Origin of the sequence: Methylocella tundrae, from assembly GCF_038024855.1 — a bacterium.
Taxonomy (GTDB): domain Bacteria; phylum Pseudomonadota; class Alphaproteobacteria; order Rhizobiales; family Beijerinckiaceae; genus Methylocapsa; species Methylocapsa tundrae.
The window spans coordinates 631,162-646,092 of sequence record NZ_CP139089.1; the positions used below are offsets into that span (position 1 = coordinate 631,162).

General features: G+C 63.6%; 19 protein-coding genes. 5 read left to right on the top strand and 14 right to left on the bottom strand.

Going from position 1 to position 14,931, the window contains the following annotated elements; translation table 11 throughout:
* Positions 1-6 precede the first annotated feature (6 nt).
* Positions 7-630, top strand: a complete 624-nt coding sequence (locus SIN04_RS05425; protein ID WP_341264274.1) for a hypothetical protein — start codon at positions 7-9, stop codon at positions 628-630.
* Between the two features lie 251 nt (positions 631-881).
* A complete protein-coding gene (locus tag SIN04_RS05430; protein ID WP_341264275.1) occupies positions 882-1,574 on the top strand; it encodes a fumarylacetoacetate hydrolase family protein in 693 nt (230 codons plus the stop codon).
* A 75-nt stretch (positions 1,575-1,649) separates the two neighbouring features.
* On the opposite strand, the gene SIN04_RS05435 is transcribed toward SIN04_RS05430, so the two are convergent.
* The 9 genes from SIN04_RS05435 to pdxH form a co-directional block, all read right to left on the bottom strand.
* A complete protein-coding gene (locus SIN04_RS05435) occupies positions 1,650-1,916 on the bottom strand; it encodes an RAG2 PHD domain containing protein (RefSeq protein ID WP_197731946.1) in 267 nt (88 codons plus the stop codon).
* Positions 1,917-2,003: 87 nt separating this feature from the next.
* Positions 2,004-2,555, bottom strand: a complete 552-nt coding sequence (locus tag SIN04_RS05440; protein WP_134486979.1) for an RBBP9/YdeN family alpha/beta hydrolase — start codon at positions 2,553-2,555, stop codon at positions 2,004-2,006.
* 4 nt (positions 2,556-2,559) lie between these two features.
* Positions 2,560-3,201 (bottom strand): hypothetical protein, encoded by a 642-nt coding sequence (locus tag SIN04_RS05445; RefSeq protein ID WP_134486982.1) that lies wholly within the window; start codon positions 3,199-3,201, stop codon positions 2,560-2,562.
* A gap of 53 nt (positions 3,202-3,254) precedes the next feature.
* Positions 3,255-4,562, bottom strand: coding sequence for an adenylosuccinate lyase (gene purB / locus SIN04_RS05450; protein ID WP_134486985.1), 1,308 nt, complete (start codon positions 4,560-4,562; stop codon positions 3,255-3,257).
* Between the two features lie 82 nt (positions 4,563-4,644).
* A complete protein-coding gene (locus SIN04_RS05455) occupies positions 4,645-5,646 on the bottom strand; it encodes a c-type cytochrome (protein ID WP_134486988.1) in 1,002 nt (333 codons plus the stop codon).
* 15 nt (positions 5,647-5,661) lie between these two features.
* The gene (locus SIN04_RS05460; protein WP_134486991.1) at positions 5,662-6,666 is read right to left on the bottom strand and encodes a P1 family peptidase; all 1,005 of its coding nucleotides are present in this window, start codon (positions 6,664-6,666) and stop codon (positions 5,662-5,664) included.
* A 33-nt stretch (positions 6,667-6,699) separates the two neighbouring features.
* The gene (locus tag SIN04_RS05465) at positions 6,700-7,272 is read right to left on the bottom strand and encodes a TIGR02301 family protein (RefSeq protein ID WP_134486994.1); all 573 of its coding nucleotides are present in this window, start codon (positions 7,270-7,272) and stop codon (positions 6,700-6,702) included.
* Positions 7,273-7,299: 27 nt separating this feature from the next.
* Positions 7,300-7,788, bottom strand: a complete 489-nt coding sequence (locus SIN04_RS05470) for an NUDIX hydrolase (protein ID WP_134486997.1) — start codon at positions 7,786-7,788, stop codon at positions 7,300-7,302.
* Positions 7,785-8,399, bottom strand: a complete 615-nt coding sequence (pdxH, locus tag SIN04_RS05475) for a pyridoxamine 5'-phosphate oxidase (protein WP_134487000.1) — start codon at positions 8,397-8,399, stop codon at positions 7,785-7,787. Before pdxH ends, SIN04_RS05470 begins: the two co-directional genes overlap by 4 nt.
* 179 nt (positions 8,400-8,578) lie before the next feature.
* Between pdxH and SIN04_RS05480 the strand changes: the two genes are divergently transcribed.
* The 3 genes from SIN04_RS05480 to SIN04_RS05490 all read left to right on the top strand — a co-directional run bounded on the left by SIN04_RS05480 (position 8,579) and on the right by SIN04_RS05490 (position 10,907).
* A complete protein-coding gene (locus tag SIN04_RS05480) occupies positions 8,579-8,959 on the top strand; it encodes an RT0821/Lpp0805 family surface protein (RefSeq protein ID WP_341264276.1) in 381 nt (126 codons plus the stop codon).
* 192 nt (positions 8,960-9,151) lie between these two features.
* Positions 9,152-10,114 carry a DnaJ C-terminal domain-containing protein gene (locus SIN04_RS05485; RefSeq protein ID WP_134487003.1) on the top strand — a complete coding sequence of 321 codons (963 nt, stop codon included), beginning with the start codon at positions 9,152-9,154 and terminating at the stop codon, positions 10,112-10,114.
* 19 nt (positions 10,115-10,133) lie between these two features.
* Positions 10,134-10,907 carry a DUF1499 domain-containing protein gene (locus SIN04_RS05490; RefSeq protein ID WP_134487005.1) on the top strand — a complete coding sequence of 258 codons (774 nt, stop codon included), beginning with the start codon at positions 10,134-10,136 and terminating at the stop codon, positions 10,905-10,907.
* Between the two features lie 14 nt (positions 10,908-10,921).
* Here SIN04_RS05490 and SIN04_RS05495 read toward each other — a convergent pair whose 3' ends face one another.
* The 5 genes from SIN04_RS05495 to SIN04_RS05515 all read right to left on the bottom strand — a co-directional run bounded on the left by SIN04_RS05495 (position 10,922) and on the right by SIN04_RS05515 (position 14,907).
* Positions 10,922-11,878, bottom strand: a complete 957-nt coding sequence (locus tag SIN04_RS05495; RefSeq protein ID WP_134487008.1) for an MBL fold metallo-hydrolase — start codon at positions 11,876-11,878, stop codon at positions 10,922-10,924.
* An 85-nt stretch (positions 11,879-11,963) separates the two neighbouring features.
* Positions 11,964-12,302 carry a hypothetical protein gene (locus SIN04_RS05500; protein WP_134487011.1) on the bottom strand — a complete coding sequence of 113 codons (339 nt, stop codon included), beginning with the start codon at positions 12,300-12,302 and terminating at the stop codon, positions 11,964-11,966.
* Between the two features lie 68 nt (positions 12,303-12,370).
* Positions 12,371-12,988, bottom strand: coding sequence for a DedA family protein (locus SIN04_RS05505; RefSeq protein ID WP_197731947.1), 618 nt, complete (start codon positions 12,986-12,988; stop codon positions 12,371-12,373).
* Positions 12,989-13,032: 44 nt separating this feature from the next.
* Positions 13,033-13,695 carry a DedA family protein gene (locus tag SIN04_RS05510; RefSeq protein WP_134487014.1) on the bottom strand — a complete coding sequence of 221 codons (663 nt, stop codon included), beginning with the start codon at positions 13,693-13,695 and terminating at the stop codon, positions 13,033-13,035.
* 129 nt (positions 13,696-13,824) lie between these two features.
* A complete protein-coding gene (locus SIN04_RS05515) occupies positions 13,825-14,907 on the bottom strand; it encodes a sulfate/molybdate ABC transporter ATP-binding protein (protein WP_134487016.1) in 1,083 nt (360 codons plus the stop codon).
* Positions 14,908-14,931 lie beyond the last annotated feature (24 nt).

A 14,931-nucleotide genomic window follows, 5' to 3' on the forward strand; every position in this document is an offset into this window, starting at 1 on the left:
ACAACAATGTTCAAAGCTATGCGCAGCGCTGGTCCGGCGCAACTCTTGGGCGCCGCCGCGACGGCTGTGCTTCTCACGCTAACGTCGCCGGGGCGCGCCGAACCGACGCAAGCGCAAATCGGCGCTATCCGCGCGTCATGCCAGAGCGATTACCGCGCCAATTGCGCCGGCGTGCCGCCCGGCGGGTCCGCGGCGCTCGCCTGTTTGCGCAAGAACCTCGCAAATCTGTCGCCCTCCTGCCAGACGGCGGTCAACGCCGCCGGCGGCGCGGCGGCGCCAGCGGAAGCTGCGCCGGCTCCCGCCAAAAGCGCGCCGGCCTCACCCCCGGCCGCCTCGACGACGCCTCAATCCGCGCCCGCCGCGCCCCCTGCCACCGGCGCGGCGTCGCCGGCCCCGACGCCCGCCGCGCCTGCGCCTGCCACGCCAAAGACAGCGGCTCCCGCAAAAACCTATCCGCCGCTATCCCCGCGCGAAGAAATGATGGCGATTCGCCGGGCTTGCGGCCCGGATTATCGTGCGCTTTGCGCAGGAGAGCGCCCGGGCCAGGGCCGCATCGCGGCGTGCCTTCGCGCCAACGCAGCATCTTTATCCGAGGCGTGCAGAACTGCTTTGCTCGGCGCGCGCCGCTAGCTTTATTTCCGAAAGGCGGAGCCGATTTTTCGGATAAAATGGCTGCCGTGTCGGAAATCCTAAGCGAGGTCGTGCTGGCGCGCCATCGCGCCCCATGTCGAGGTCATAAAATCGAAAAGCCTCGACTCTTCGGGCCTCAGCGGTATTTCCTCAAACCTCCCGCCACGTGAAGTTGCTCGAAGAATTGCGCCTTTCATCGCAACACGCGAAAAGCTGCTGAGGCATACATCACCGACAAAGGATCCCGACTGATGGGTGATTACGCATTCGCCGCGCCGCCGGTCGTCGCGCTCGCCTCGACTTCGACAAAGCCGTTTCCGGTGCGCCGCATCTTTTGCGTCGGCCAAAATTATTCCGCGCACGCAAGGGAGATGGGAAGCAATCCGGAGGTCGATCCGCCGTTTTTCTTCACGAAGCCTGCCGATGCTATCGTCGCGAATGGCGCGAGCGTGCCCTATCCCCCCGGCACAAGCGATTTCCAGCACGAGGTTGAACTCGTCGTCGCCTTCAGCGGCGGCGGCTCCAATATCCCGGCCGATAAGGTCGAGGAACTGATTTTCGGCTACGCCGTCGGGCTCGACATGACAAGGCGCGACATTCAGGCAGCGGCGAAAAAAAAGGGGCGCCCCTGGGACATGTCGAAGGCCTTTGATTTTTCAGCTCCTTGCGCAGCGATCACGCCGAAAGCCGAGACGGGTGCGCTCGTCAAGGGCGCTATTGCCTGCAAGGTGAACGGGAAACTCCGCCAGTCCGCTGATTTGAGCGACATGACCTGGAAAGTGCCGCAGATCGTGCAATTCCTGTCGGCTCTCGTCGAGATCAGGCCGGGGGATCTCATCTTCACGGGGACGCCCGCCGGCGTCGGGCCGGTCGTGCCAGGCGACATGATTGAAGCGACAATCGAAGGACTGGAGCCGCTGACGATCACGATCACGATCGGCTGAGGCGCATCACGCCGGCGCAGACAGCCCAAAAGGCTTGCCGTCAGATCAAGACCGCGCTCGCAGGAAGGGTAAGGATCAGGATTGGCCGAGCGCGCGTCGTCGCGGCGGCGAGGCGAGATCAAGGGCCACAAGGTGACGCGCGACGCGCACCGCCCCTGCGCGGCCGCGGCTTTCTTCGCAAGCGTAGCGCATCGCCGCCGCCTCGGTTCCGAAAATGCCGCCGCAAAGGCCGTGCGCTTCAACAACGACCCAATGATTTGCCTCGTCGCGCCCGACGATCAAACTCGGAGGCTCCTGTTTCGACGCGGAGCCTCCGTCTGATGTTTCATTCAAAAAATTCAAGGATTTCCCTCTTGAAAGCATGGCCGTCACGAAGGCCCTGGGAGAGGAACAGGGGCGCCCCGTGCGAGTAGCTTTTTCACTGCAACGCTAAAGGTTCTTCAAGAATCCGGCGAAACGCATGAGACCCTCGGGCCAGGGTCCGTGGCCGCTGTCGGCGTTGATATGGCCGGAATTGCCGGCGTCGACCAGTTCGGCTCCCAAGCTTCCGGCTAGCCGCTCGCTGTCGGCGTAGGGGGAATAGGGATCGTCCCGGCTGGCGATAATAAGGCTCGGGAAGGGCAGCGGCTCCATCGGCGATGCAGCGAAGGCCGGATCGATCGATGAAAGCGTCGCCACTACATCGGGGGCGGGCGGCGCGACGAGAAAGGCCCCCTTGACGCCCGAGTCGCGCAAGTGAGGCGCGGCGTGAGCGATGGCAAGCGACCCGAGACTATGCCCGACGAGGACCACGGGACGCTCGGCGCGAAGAATCTCCTCGATCAGGCGTTCGCGCCATTCACTGAGGACCGGCCGGTCGAAACTGTGCTGCAGGATCAGCCGGGCCGTCGGCAGCTTGGCGTCCCAGCGGCTCTGCCAATGGTCCGCGCCCGATCCGCCAAGACCCGGAACGATCAGAATATCTGCCTCCGAAGTCCGCATGGCTTTAGGCGGACGCCGCGGCCAGAGTCTTTGGCCTCGCGAGATCGGCAACCAGCGCGTCGATGAAGGTCTCATAGAGCCGTCCCTCGATCGCCTCGAGTTTCGGGGCGCGCGTTGCAAAATCGGGATCGGCTTTGGCGATCTCGCTCTCGATGTCGGACAGGTGCTTTTCTTCCTCCATCAGCAAGCCGCCGATGCGACCGGCGACCGGAGAAGCCCCGAGCGCGGTCTTGTAGACGCCGTAAACCTGCAGCGCGCGCCGTTCGATCAGCCAGGTCACATAGCAATAGACGAGTTTCGCGCGCAGAGCGTCGGGCCGGTCGGCGAAAACCTCATCGCAGGCGGCGTCGAGATTCTGGAAATAGTCTTCCGCCTCGTCGCCGCACAGCATGGTTTCCGGGGCATAGGCGGAAAAGGCGTCGCCGCCGATCTTCAGCGCGATCTTCTTGAGGCCAAGCGCATGGCGGCCTTCCTCCAGCGCATGGGTGAGGATTTCCGCTGTTAGCGCCTCCGCCCTCTGGCTTTTCACAATTTTGCGGAAGCCGACATATTCCAGATAGGAGAATGTGTTCAGCCACCGCGCATGAAGCTGCGAATCCGCGACGATCGCGCCGACGGCGGTTTCAAGACGATTTTGTGCAAGCATGGCGGTCTCTCTTTAACTCACATCTCAGCGGGTTGTCGTGGCGCGTTCAAGGATCACGCGTGTCCAAAAACCCGTTCAAAAATATAATCGACGTTCTTCAGATGATAGCCGAGATCGAAGAGCTGTTCGAGTTCCGCCGCGCTCAGCGCTTTGCCGACGTCCGGGTCGGCTTTGAGGAGCGTCAGGAAATCGCCCTCGCCGCGCCAGACAGGCATGGCGTTGCGCTGGACATAGGCGTAGGCGTCCTCGCGGCTGACGCCCTTTTGCGTCAGGGCGAGCAGCACCCGCTGCGAATGGATGAGGCCGCCGAGCCGATCGAGGTTCTTTTGCATGTTGGCCGGATAGACCAGCAGCTTGTCGATGACGCCGGTCATGCGGTTCAGGGCGAAGTCCAGCGTGATCGTCGCATCGGGGGCGATCATCCGTTCGACCGAGGAATGGGAGATGTCGCGCTCATGCCACAGCGCGACATTTTCCATCGCCGGCAGCGCCATGCCGCGTATGAGCCGGGCAAGGCCGGTGACATTCTCGGTCAGCACCGGATTGCGCTTATGCGGCATCGCCGAGGAGCCTTTTTGCCCTTCCGAAAAGAACTCCTCCGCCTCCAGCACTTCCGTGCGCTGCAAATGCCGGATCTCGATGGCGAGTCGCTCCAGCGAGGAGGCGATGACGCCAAGGGTCGCAAAAAACATGGCGTGCCGGTCGCGCGGGATAATCTGGGTCGAGGCGGGCTCTACAGAAAGGCCGAGTTTTTGCGCCACATGCGCCTCGACGCGCGGATCAATGTTGGCGAAAGTGCCGACCGCGCCCGAAATGGCGCAGGTCGCGATTTCCTTGCGCGCATTGACGAGGCGTTCTTTCGCCCGCGCAAATTCGGCATGGGCCTGCGCCAGTTTCAGGCCGAACGTCACCGGCTCGGCGTGAATGCCATGCGAGCGGCCAATGCTCGGCGTCAGCTTATGCTCGAAAGCGCGACGCTTCAGGGCGGCGAGCAGCGCCTCGACATCGGCGATGAGAATGTCGGAGGCGCGCGCAAGCTGCACCGAAAGACAGGTGTCGAGCACGTCCGAGGAGGTCATGCCCTGATGCACGAAACGCGCATCCGGGCCGATGAACTCGGCAAGATGGGTCAAAAAGGCGATGACGTCGTGCTTGGTGACTTTTTCGATCTCGTCGATCCGCGCGACATCGAATTCGATGTTGCCCGCCTTGGCCCAGATCGCCTCGGCCGAGGATTTCGGGATGACGCCGATTTCCGCAAGCGCGTCACAGGCATAGGCCTCGATTTCGAACCAGATTCTGAAGCGCGTTTGCGCGTCCCAGACGGCGACCATTTCGGGGCGGGAATAACGGGGGATCATTGAGCTGGAGCACTCCTTTGCTAAGGGAGCGCTCTAGCACGCGCGGCGGGCGAAACGCAAAAGAAAGCCACGCGACGAAAGCCTATGGCGCCTTGCCAGTCGCCTCCTCGTCAGCCTTCAGGCGCGCGATCGCCGCCCGGATCGGCGCAAAGGGGCCGTATTTGTGCTGCGCCGCGCTGAAGCCATCGGCATAGGGGCCATAGGGCGCGTCAACCGGCTTATCGAGAAGATCGGGAAAATCGTGGTCAAGACCCGCTTTGCGCGGGCGGGGCTGCGACTCGACATAGGCCGCGACATCCCAGGCGTCTTCAACCGGCAGCCTCGGGTTCAGATAATCGGCTCCGGGCGGCATGTTGGAATGAGCGAAATTCGCCAAGGAGCTGATGCGCGCCATGCCCGCGCCATCGTTGAAACTGTCGTCGCCCCAAAGGGGCGGGGCGGCATAACCGAGGTTCAAGGCTTCGGGATCCATTGGAAGTCCCGCCCCATCGCTTCGATGGCAGCCGGCGCAAACGCGGGCGTAGACGGCTGCGCCGCGCTTTGGGTCCGCCGCGCGATCGAGTTCGGGCATGTCGCCCGATCCGTGTCCGGCCAATGTGTCGGCTCGCGCGAGCCCAGACGAAAGGAATTTGACGTAGGCGACGAGCGCTTGCATTTCGGGGCTTTCGCCCGGCAGCGGGCGCCCGTTCATGCTTCGCGTCATGCAGGCGTTGAGGCGCTCCTCGATGGAGATCTTAAGGCCCCGTCGGGCGCTGTAACGGGGAAACGCGTCGAATAGCCCGAACAGAGGCGCGCCGAATTTCTTTGTTCCGGCTTCGAGATGGCAATCGCCGCAGGCGAGATTATTGCCCGCGAAGCGCCTCGCGGGATCCGCCGTCAGCGGTCCGATCAGAGCGTAGGTCTGCGTCACAAGGCGGCGCCCGAACCGGACATTTTGGCCGTGAGCGTCATCGGGCAGGGCGTCAATGTCCGGAATGCTCCAGACCGCGCCGCTTGGTGATGTCTGCGCTCGGCTTTGCTGCGGAGATGCGAGTGCAATCAATGCGACAATGGCAAGGCCATATCGCGCCAGAGGCGTCGTCATTCTCTTCCTCCGGCGCTAAAAATTCTTTTCATGCACGCCGAACTTTTCCCGCCAGCCCGGCAAAGCGCCGGCGAAGGGCAGGGCTTCGGCCTCAAAAACCGCGCGCGCGATCGCTCGTGCGAGACAGTCGGCGGCGCGCATGCCGATCTCGGCCGCATCGCTCACCGTTGGCGTCGCGGCTGCGCGGCCGGTCGCCGCGGCGAAAATCGTGTCGCCGTCCATAGCGGCATGGGCCGGGCGCAGCGCGTGGGCCATGCCGTCATGGGCCATGATGGCGAGGCGTTTGGCCTCCGCTCTGGTCAGCGCGGCGTCGGTGGCGACTATGGCGATCGTGGTGTTCTGCGGGTCGAGGCCTTTCATGTGAAAGTCCTTGGGCTCGCCCGGCCAGGCGGGAGGCCAGCCGAGCCCGCCGAACTCATCGTCTCGTTCATAGGGGGCTGCCCAGAAATGCGGCCCCCCGCCGATCGTCGCCGAGCCGACGGCGTTGACGGCGACGAGGGCGCCCACATGAAAGCCGTTCGCCGTCACAGCGCTCGCAGAACCCAGGCCGCCCTTCAGATTGGCCGTGGTCGCGCCATAGCCAGCTCCCGCGTTGCCGAGCGCGAAATCTTGCCCCGCCGCGGCTGCCGCCTCGTAGCCAAGGCGCCAATATAAAGGCTCTCGGCCGAAATCCTTGTCGCCGCCGTTCAAAAGATCAAAGAGAACCGCGCCCGGCGCGATCGGGACCTTGATCGAGCCGACCGGAAAGCCCCGGCCGCTCTCGCGCAAAAAGGCGAGGACGCCGCCCATCGAATCGAGCCCATAGACAGAGCCGCCGGAGAGGACCAGCGCATCGACCCGCTCGACCGTCATCCCAGGTTCGAGCAGCGTCGCGTCGCGCAGACCTGGCGCGCCACCGTGAACGGCGATCGAGGCCATCGTGGGGGCATCGAACAGCACGGCGGTGACCCCGGAGGCGAGTTTTGCGTCTTGCGCATTGCCGACGCTCAGTCCCGCGATGTCAGTGATGAGGTTGTTCAACGTGGGGCCCTCTGTGCGTCGCGCGCCAAAATATCAGGACGCGCTGAAACGATTGACCACCTCATGCGCCAGCCGGCCGCCTTCGCTGAGGAAGCGGCTGATGATGATCTGCGCATTCGGCGTGCAGGCTTGGTAGGATTGTTCGTAATCATGGAAGCTGCGGTTGAAGGTGCCGGCGAGCCGCTCCTTGCGATCTTCCGTCTTTGCTTCGGCCTCGAGAAAGTTCTGCATTTTTGCGCGCCAATCGGCCTTGGATCCGCAGAGGTCGTCGAGATAGGCGAGGGCTCCGAGAATCTCCGCGAGCCGCAGAACCTCGGGCTCGTAAGGCGGCGGCGGCGATTGCGGCGGGGCAGGATCTTGTGGATCAGCCGCGCCGGGATTTTTCTGGCCAGGCTCCTGCTTCGCCTCGGATTTCGACGCAGGCTTATCCTTCGCGTTGGCTGCTTTGCCGGGATGGATCGCTTTCAGATGCGGGCGCTTGCTCGCGGGCTGAGGCTGCGCGTCTTGAGGCGTGGCGACCGCGAGCGAGCACGCCGCCCCGACGGTGGCCGCGGCGATGATGACGCGCAGCCAGCTTTTGAGAGGCGTCAGAAGGACCGCTGCCATTTTAATTCGCCGGTTGTGAAAGCGCATTCATAAGCTTACGCCGCTTTCCGGCAAGTTAAATCGACCTGATTGAAGCACCGACGCCGCGCCAGCCACGACTTCGGCGGTATGGGGGGTGCAATGAAGCCGCGAAAGTTGTGATGGCTCAACCCAGACGACTTCTCCGGCTTCAAGACCCGGCGTCCCTTCGCCCGCGATCCATTCGCCGATGAAAGAAGCGATGACGAAATGGCGTTTGATGCCGCCGGCGTCGTCGCGTTCAATCGATTCGACATGGCGGTTGAATGCGATGACGCGCGCCTCGACGTCGACCTCTTCGCGAAGTTCGCGCAAAGCGGCCTCGGCCAGGGTTTCGCCGGTTTCGACGAGGCCGCCGGGCAGCGAGAAAGCGTTGATGAAAGGCGCCCGTGTACGCGTCGCCATCAGCACCTTGCCGGCGCGGAAGACGGCGATGCTCACGGCAAGGAAGGGGCGGCTCGGATAGAGCCGCGGCGGCTCAACCTCGATCGCGCTCATGGATAGAGCCGTTCCTTGCGCCACGGCGCGTCAGGCGTTGCGCGCTCGAACACGATTCGATCGTGCAGACGAAAAGCCCCGTCCGACCAGAATTCAATATAGACCGGCGCGACGCGATAGCCGACCCAATAGGGCGGCCTCGGAATTTCCCCGAAGGCGAATTTCGCGGCATATTTCGCGACCGCCGTTTCGAGCGCGAAGCGGCTTTCGAGCGGACGCGATTGCTGGCTCGCCCAGGCGCCGATGCGGCTTTGCAGAGCTCTGCTGGCGAAATAGGCGTCGGCCTCGGCGTCCGAAACGCGCTCGACTGCTCCGCGAAAGCGGACCTGCCGGCGCAGCGATTTCCAATGCAGCACGCCGGCCGCCTTGGGATTGGCCTGAAGCTCCCGTCCCTTGGCGCTTTCGGCGTTGCTGTAAAAGACAAAACCTTTCGGCTTTGCCTCCTTCAACAGCACCATGCGCACGTCCGGCAGGCCGTTGGCGTCGACGGTTGCGAGCGCCATCGCTTCGGGATCGTTCACCTCGCTCCTGCGCGCCTCAGTGAGCCAGGAATCAAACAGATCGAAGGGCTCCCCGGCCTCGGTGAAGTCACGCCCCGTTAACTTGTTCAAGGCTAAATCTCCTTAAAGTAACTCTTTCGCGAGCGGCTTAATTCGTGACGGGACGGCTCGTGCGGCATTATCATCAAACACAATCTGTCTCCAGGCTTTCCCGGTTTACATCATCGCCGCCGGACTTGCGCCGCGCGCATAGCGTCGCGGCTCGATGGCTGCCTTTGGCCTGTATGGCCATGACCCTCGCCGGCTGCGCCGTGTCCATGCCGATCGCTACTCTCGCGACCTCCAACGAGGATGCGACGGGCGCCATTCCAAGTTCGGCGCTGGAGCGTCAGCTCAACCCCGAGGATTGGCGCAGGGCCAGGGCCGCTCTGTCGACGGCGCTTGATCCGCAGGGCAACGGCTCGCTCGTGTCGTGGGATAATCCGGAATCCGGCGCCAAAGGCTCTTTCGCTCCGCTCGGCAATGCCTATGCGTCGGACGCCAAAATCTGTCGCGCTTTCAGAACGGACATCGACAGCAAAAGCGGCTCCCAATCGATGCAGGGCGTCGCCTGCTCCGACAAGGGCGACGAGTGGACGATCGCTCAAATCAATCCTTCGAAAAAAGGTTGACTCGTCAGGGTTTGCCTTATCGGCAAACGCTCTGTATTTTCGCCGCTGCGCCAAACATTTGTCACAAACTTTGCCGCAAGCGTCGCGATAAAGCGCGGCAAGCCTTGCGCCGCGCTTGGACATCCCCCAAATTTGAGACGAGACATAGGCGTTCGCGCCAATGCAGGGCGAGCGTGGGAGTGGGCTCAATTCATGCGTGATCCTTATACTGTTCTGGGAGTCGCCAAAACCGCATCCGCGGCCGAGATCAAATCAGCTTTCCGTAAACTCGCCAAAAAATTCCATCCGGACCAGAGCAAGGAGCCAAAAGCGAAGGAAAAATTCGCCGAGATCGGCTCCGCCTACGAGATTCTGGGCGATGAAAAAAAGCGGGGGGCTTTCGATCGCGGCGAGATCGACGCCGAAGGCAAGCCGCGCCATCCGGGATTTGAGGGATTTGGCGCCGGGGGACCGGGCGCTGGCCGCCGGGCTCATGCCGGCGCCGGTTCTGAAGGTTTCGAGTTTAATTTCGGCGGCGGGCGTCCGGGCGCTGGCCCTGGCGGCTTCGAAGCCGGTGATATCTTCAGCGAGCTGTTTGGCGCGGCTGGCCGCAGAGGCGGGCGCGGAGCCGCCGCGCCGCAGCCCCGCGGCGAGGACATCCAGGCGAGCGTGACTGTCAGCCTCGGTGAGGCGGTCAAGGGCGGCGCAGCGCGCGTAACGCTTGCGACGGGACGCACGCTTGAGGTCACCATTCCGGCCGGGATCGAGGACGGCAAGCAGATCCGCCTCAAACGCCAGGGTCATCAGAGCCCCGCCGGAGGCGAACCGGGCGACGCCATCGTCACCGTCAAAATCGCCAGGCACCCCTTTTTCCGCGTCGAAGGACGCGACCTGCGGCTCGATCTGCCCGTGACGCTTTATGAGGCTGTGCTCGGCGGCAAGGTCAATGCGCCGACCCTTGACGGCGCCGTCGAGCTTGCCATTCCGGCTGGCTCGAATGGCGGCCGGACCCTGCGTCTGCGCGGCAAGGGCCTTCCCAATCCGCATGGGGCAGCCGGCGACCTCCTTGTCACATTGCGCATCGTGCTGCCGGATGAGTCAGACCCGGAACTTACGAATTTGATGCGCAAATGGGAGAGCGGAAAGCCCTATAATCCGCGCAGCGACTTGAGTTGAGGCGCACGCGGGGCTGATAATGCGGCGGCTGATCGTCGAAGAACCTTATTCCAAATCGGCGCTGCTCAGCCGGCGCCTCGCCGCCTTCGCTCTGGCTGTCGCGCTGATCGGCGTCGCCGCGGCGCGAAGCGGGATCGATCCGCCCGCCGCGCTTACCGTGCTCAGCGGCTCGATCGCTCTCGCCGCCGCTGCGATCCTTAGCGCGCTGCTGGCGTTCGCGGTGATCTGGCGTACCGGGCGCCAAGGCGCAGGGCAGGCGGCCGCCGGGCTCTTTCTTGCGCTCCTGCTCCTTGCCTATCCAGCCTACCAACTGGCCAAGACGACGCATTTGCCGCGTTTGACCGATTTTTCCACTGATATTGCCGATCCGCCGGTTTTCTCGGCATCGCGTGTCGCTCAGGCCGCGCGAGGCGGGCGGACGCCAAAGACGCTGCCGGCGTCGATGCGCAGGGCGCAAGCGCAAGCCTATCCGAAAATACTGCCGATCATCCTCGATCTTACCGGCGACGAAGCATTCGTCGCCGTCGCCAAAGCCGTCGCCGCCAGCGGTTGGCGCATCGTTGTTGAGACGCCGCCCGGCGGACGCATGGGCGTCGGTCATATCGACGCCATTGCCCGCAGTCTGATCCTCGGCTTTCCTTGCGACATCACCCTGCGCATTCGCCCGCTCGCCGGGCAAACGCGAATCGACCTGCGCTCAGTCTCGCGCTTCGGTCCCTATGATTTTGGCGCCAATCAGCGCAACATCCACACCTTCGAGGCCGCGCTCGAGGCGCAGGTCGACAAGAAATAGCGCGTGCGGCCCGCTCAGGCCGGATGGAAATGCGTTGCAAGGGTCGCCGGCCCGTCGGCGGTGACGAGCCCGCGTGCGACGAGGTCTTCAAGATGGGCCAGCACCGAAAGGCCAGCGGCGGCGCGCAGGGCAGGGGCGAGACCCTCATAGACCCGGGAGACGATCGCTTCGATGGTTTCGTCGCCGTTCCCAAGGCGCGCAAGAATGGCGCGTTCGCGCTGGCGGCGGTGCTGGGCGAGAGCGCGAACGAAACGCTGTGGCTCGGTGACCGGGCCGCCGTGGCCGGGCCAATAGATTCGATCGTCCCGGAGCCGCAGCTTTTCCAGAGAGGCCATGTAATCGCGGATGGAGCCGTCCGGCGGCGTGATCACAGAGGTCGACCAGGCCATGACGTGATCGCCCGAGAAGAGAGCCTGCTCCTGCGGCAGGCAGAAGGCCAAATGGTTCATCGTATGGCCGGGCGTCTCGACGCAGACGAGAGAGAAATCGCTGGTTTCGAACGCCTCGCCCTCGCGCATGATTTTTTCAGGCGTGTGGCCGGGGTCATGCGCGCCGTCCAGACGGATGATTTTGCCCGGCTCGTCCCCGGCTGCTTGCTTCGCAGGAGCAAAGGGCGCGCAGCCGATAATGCTTGCGCCGGTCGCTTGCTGGAGGGCGCGCGCGCCGGGCGAATGATCCTTGTGCGTATGCGTCACGAGGATTGCGACGACGGTTTCGCGCGCTAAAGCGCCGATCAGCGCCGAAGTATGCCAGGGGCTGTCAGGTCCCGGATCAATGATCGCGACCTCGCCCGATCCGACGACATAGGTGCAGGTGCCGGTGAAGGTCATCGGGCCGGGATTGCCCGCGACCATGCGGCGCACCAGCGGCGACAGCCGGACGAGGGCCCCCGGGGGCCCCTCAAAGGAGCGGTTGAAGGAAATCTCCTCCGCGGCTGCTTCGGCGGCGGTGTCAATTAAGGTTTCGCTCATGCTGAGATCATAGCGCGTAAGGGGCGCGGCCGCAGCATTTTCGGTCAAAGCCGTCTGGCGCGGCGTGAGGGAGCGCCGCGCCCTTCTATTTCGGTTCTGCGCCGGGAGGTCCTCCCGGCGTTCCGGCCGGAGGAATGACGGGAGTGGAATTTGGATGCGGCACGGGCGCTGGCCTGACAATTCCGGGATCAACGCCTGGCTTTGGCTTGATGACGCCATCGCCGGCGTCGAGTCTGTCGCTGAGGCTCCCGCTGCGGCCGGAGGTCAGGGGAACGCCGTCCTTTGGCTGCGTGCTGGGGATGCCCTGGTTTTTTTCCGGAATCACTTCATTGCTGCCAGGCGCCCCCGGCGCTGTCTGGGCGACGGCGGGAATTGCGTAAAAGCCCACGGCTGCTGCGAGAATGAGCGGAATTTCTTTTCGCATCGAAGTGTCTCCCTGGAGGTGGCTTCGGCTGCGAACGCTCCTTTCCGCTCATTGTTCCGCGCGCCGGCTCAACCGACGTCGGCGAGTTCCCTTTCCATTTTCTTCTCTTCACGGCGCATGAGGATCATTGCGCCGACCACGCCGCCGACGACAATGACGAGCGCGACGATGCCGAGAGGGCCACTGACGCGATGCATGGCGTCGCCGAAGAAATAAGCGCCGACGCCCATGACGACGGCCCAGATCACGCCGCCGCTCGCGTTGAAGAAGACGAACTTGCCCCAATTATATTTATTGACGCCGGCGAGCAGGGCCGCAAGAACCCGGAGGAAGGCGACGAAGCGGCCGAAGAAAACGATTTTTCCGCCATGCCGCTCGAATAAGTATTGGCCGAGCTTCAGCCGGGCTTCGGGCAAATGAATGAATTTGCCATAACGCAGGAGCAGGTTTGCCCCGAACGTGCGGCCAATCCAAAAACCGATATTGTCGCCGATGATCGCGCCCGCAGCCGCCGCTGCGATAACCCAGGCTATATCGAGATTGCCGGTCGCGCCGGCATAGCCGGCTCCGAGCAGCAGCACCGTTTCTCCGGGCAGCGGCACGCCCGCGCTCTCCAGCATGACAACGAGGAACACGGCCCAATATCCGTGTTGGACGATCAACGGTTGGATATGTTCAATGAACACAAAGGCTCCTGCTTATCGGATGTTGCGCGGCTGACTTCTCACCATCATCGGACTTGCGTTTGAATCGGGCCGGGCAACGCCGCTTCCGCCTCTGCGATCAACCGGATCTCATTCCTTTTATAGAATCGCCAGCAGAATGCAAAAACCGCCAGCGCCGCGGCGAGGCTGACCAAACCGAGCGGACCGGCGATCCGATGCGCTTCGGCGCCGAAAAGAAAACCAAGACCGCCAAATAAAGAAGCCCAAACGATGGCGCCGGCGGCGTTGAAAATGAAAAATCGCCAGGGCTCGAGTCTGTTGGCGCCCGCCAGAATAGCGGCGAAGGCGCGTAGCACAGCAACGAATCGGCCAAAGAAGACGATCGCCCCGCCGTATTTTCGAAACAGATATTGTCCAAGCTTCAGGCGGCCTTCGTCGAGATGGACGAGACGCCCATATCGCGCGAGCAGCGCAACGCCAAAGGTGCGGCCGGCCCAAAAGCCCAGATTGTCGCCGAGGATGGCGCCGCCCGCGGCCGTCGCGATCACGCCGAAGATATTCAGGCTTTCGTGATGGAGCGCGTGCGAGCCGCCAGCAAAAATGGCGGCGGAGACCAGAATCGTTTCGCCCGGAAAAGGTATGCCGGCGCTCTCAATCGCGACGACGCAGAAAATCGCGAGGTAGCCGTAATGCTCTATAAAAGCGGGAATCTGATCGGAGAGAAACATGCTGGCCTTCATCGCGGCTTCGGCGCGGAGATGGATAGCCGAGCAGAGGCGCCATCAAGACAAAAGTTTGACCGCCGCGCAAAGCCCGCCGGCGTCAGATCCACGGCGCCGCAGCTAGGGCCGATTGGTTCAAGCGCCGGCGGGCGCCGCCGATTCCCCGTTCAAGAAGAACGTGCCGCGCAAAAAGCGGACCGGAACCTTCTCGCCGGGGCGGTAGACGGCGGAAGCGGGCGTATCGACCTCGATGCTCGAGGCCTGGCACGGAATTGCGATCTCCGCGCGCCGCGTCGGGCCGCTTCGGCGCACGGACAGGATTTCGCCTTGAAGCGCACCCGGGCCCGCGTCGCCGATGGCGATATCTTGCGGGCGCACGAACAGCCGGCCTTCGCCTGCGCCGCTCGCCGCCTGCCGGTTCGAGGCGGGAAGCGCCACCTGATGGTCGCCGATGAAAACCTGCCCGTCACGCAGGTGGGCGCGAAGAGCGGTCGCCTCGCCTATGAATGAATTCACAAATGCGCTCGCCGGATGGTCGTAGATCTCGTCCGGCGTGCCGATTTGCTCGATACGGCCGCCATTGAGCACCGCGACGCGATCGGCGAGTTCGAGCGCTTCATCCTGATCATGCGTCACGAAAATTGTCGTGTGCCCCGTCTGGGCGTGAAGCTCGCGCAGCCAGCTGCGCAATTCGCGCCGCACCTTGGCGTCGAGCGCGCCGAAAGGTTCGTCAAGCAACAGCACGCGGGGCTCGACGGCGAGCGCGCGGGCGAGGGCGACGCGTTGCCGTTGACCGCCTGACAATTGCGCGGGACGGCGTTTTTCGAGGCCGCCCAGCTGGACGAGATCCAGCAGCTCCAGAGCCCGCTTGCGAATTTCAGCCTTGGGCGGGCGCTGCGCGCGCTCACGCACGTCGAGACCGAAGGAGACATTTTCTTCGACCGTCAGATGCTTGAAAAGCGCGTAGCTCTGGAACACGAAGCCGACGCGCCGCTCCTGCACGGTTTTTTGCGAGGCGTCCTCGTCGCCAAAGAAAACTTTTCCGGCATCGGGAATGTCGAGACCCGCGATAATGCGCAGCAAGGTCGTCTTGCCGCCGCCAGATGGTCCGAGCAAAGCGACAAGCTCTCCGCTGCCGACGGTCAGGCTGACGCCCTCCAGCGCCGCGCGGCGCGCTGCGGGGAAGGATTTGACGATGTCGACGGCGCGTATTTGCATGGCGTTGCCTTTGTTGCTTCTCGC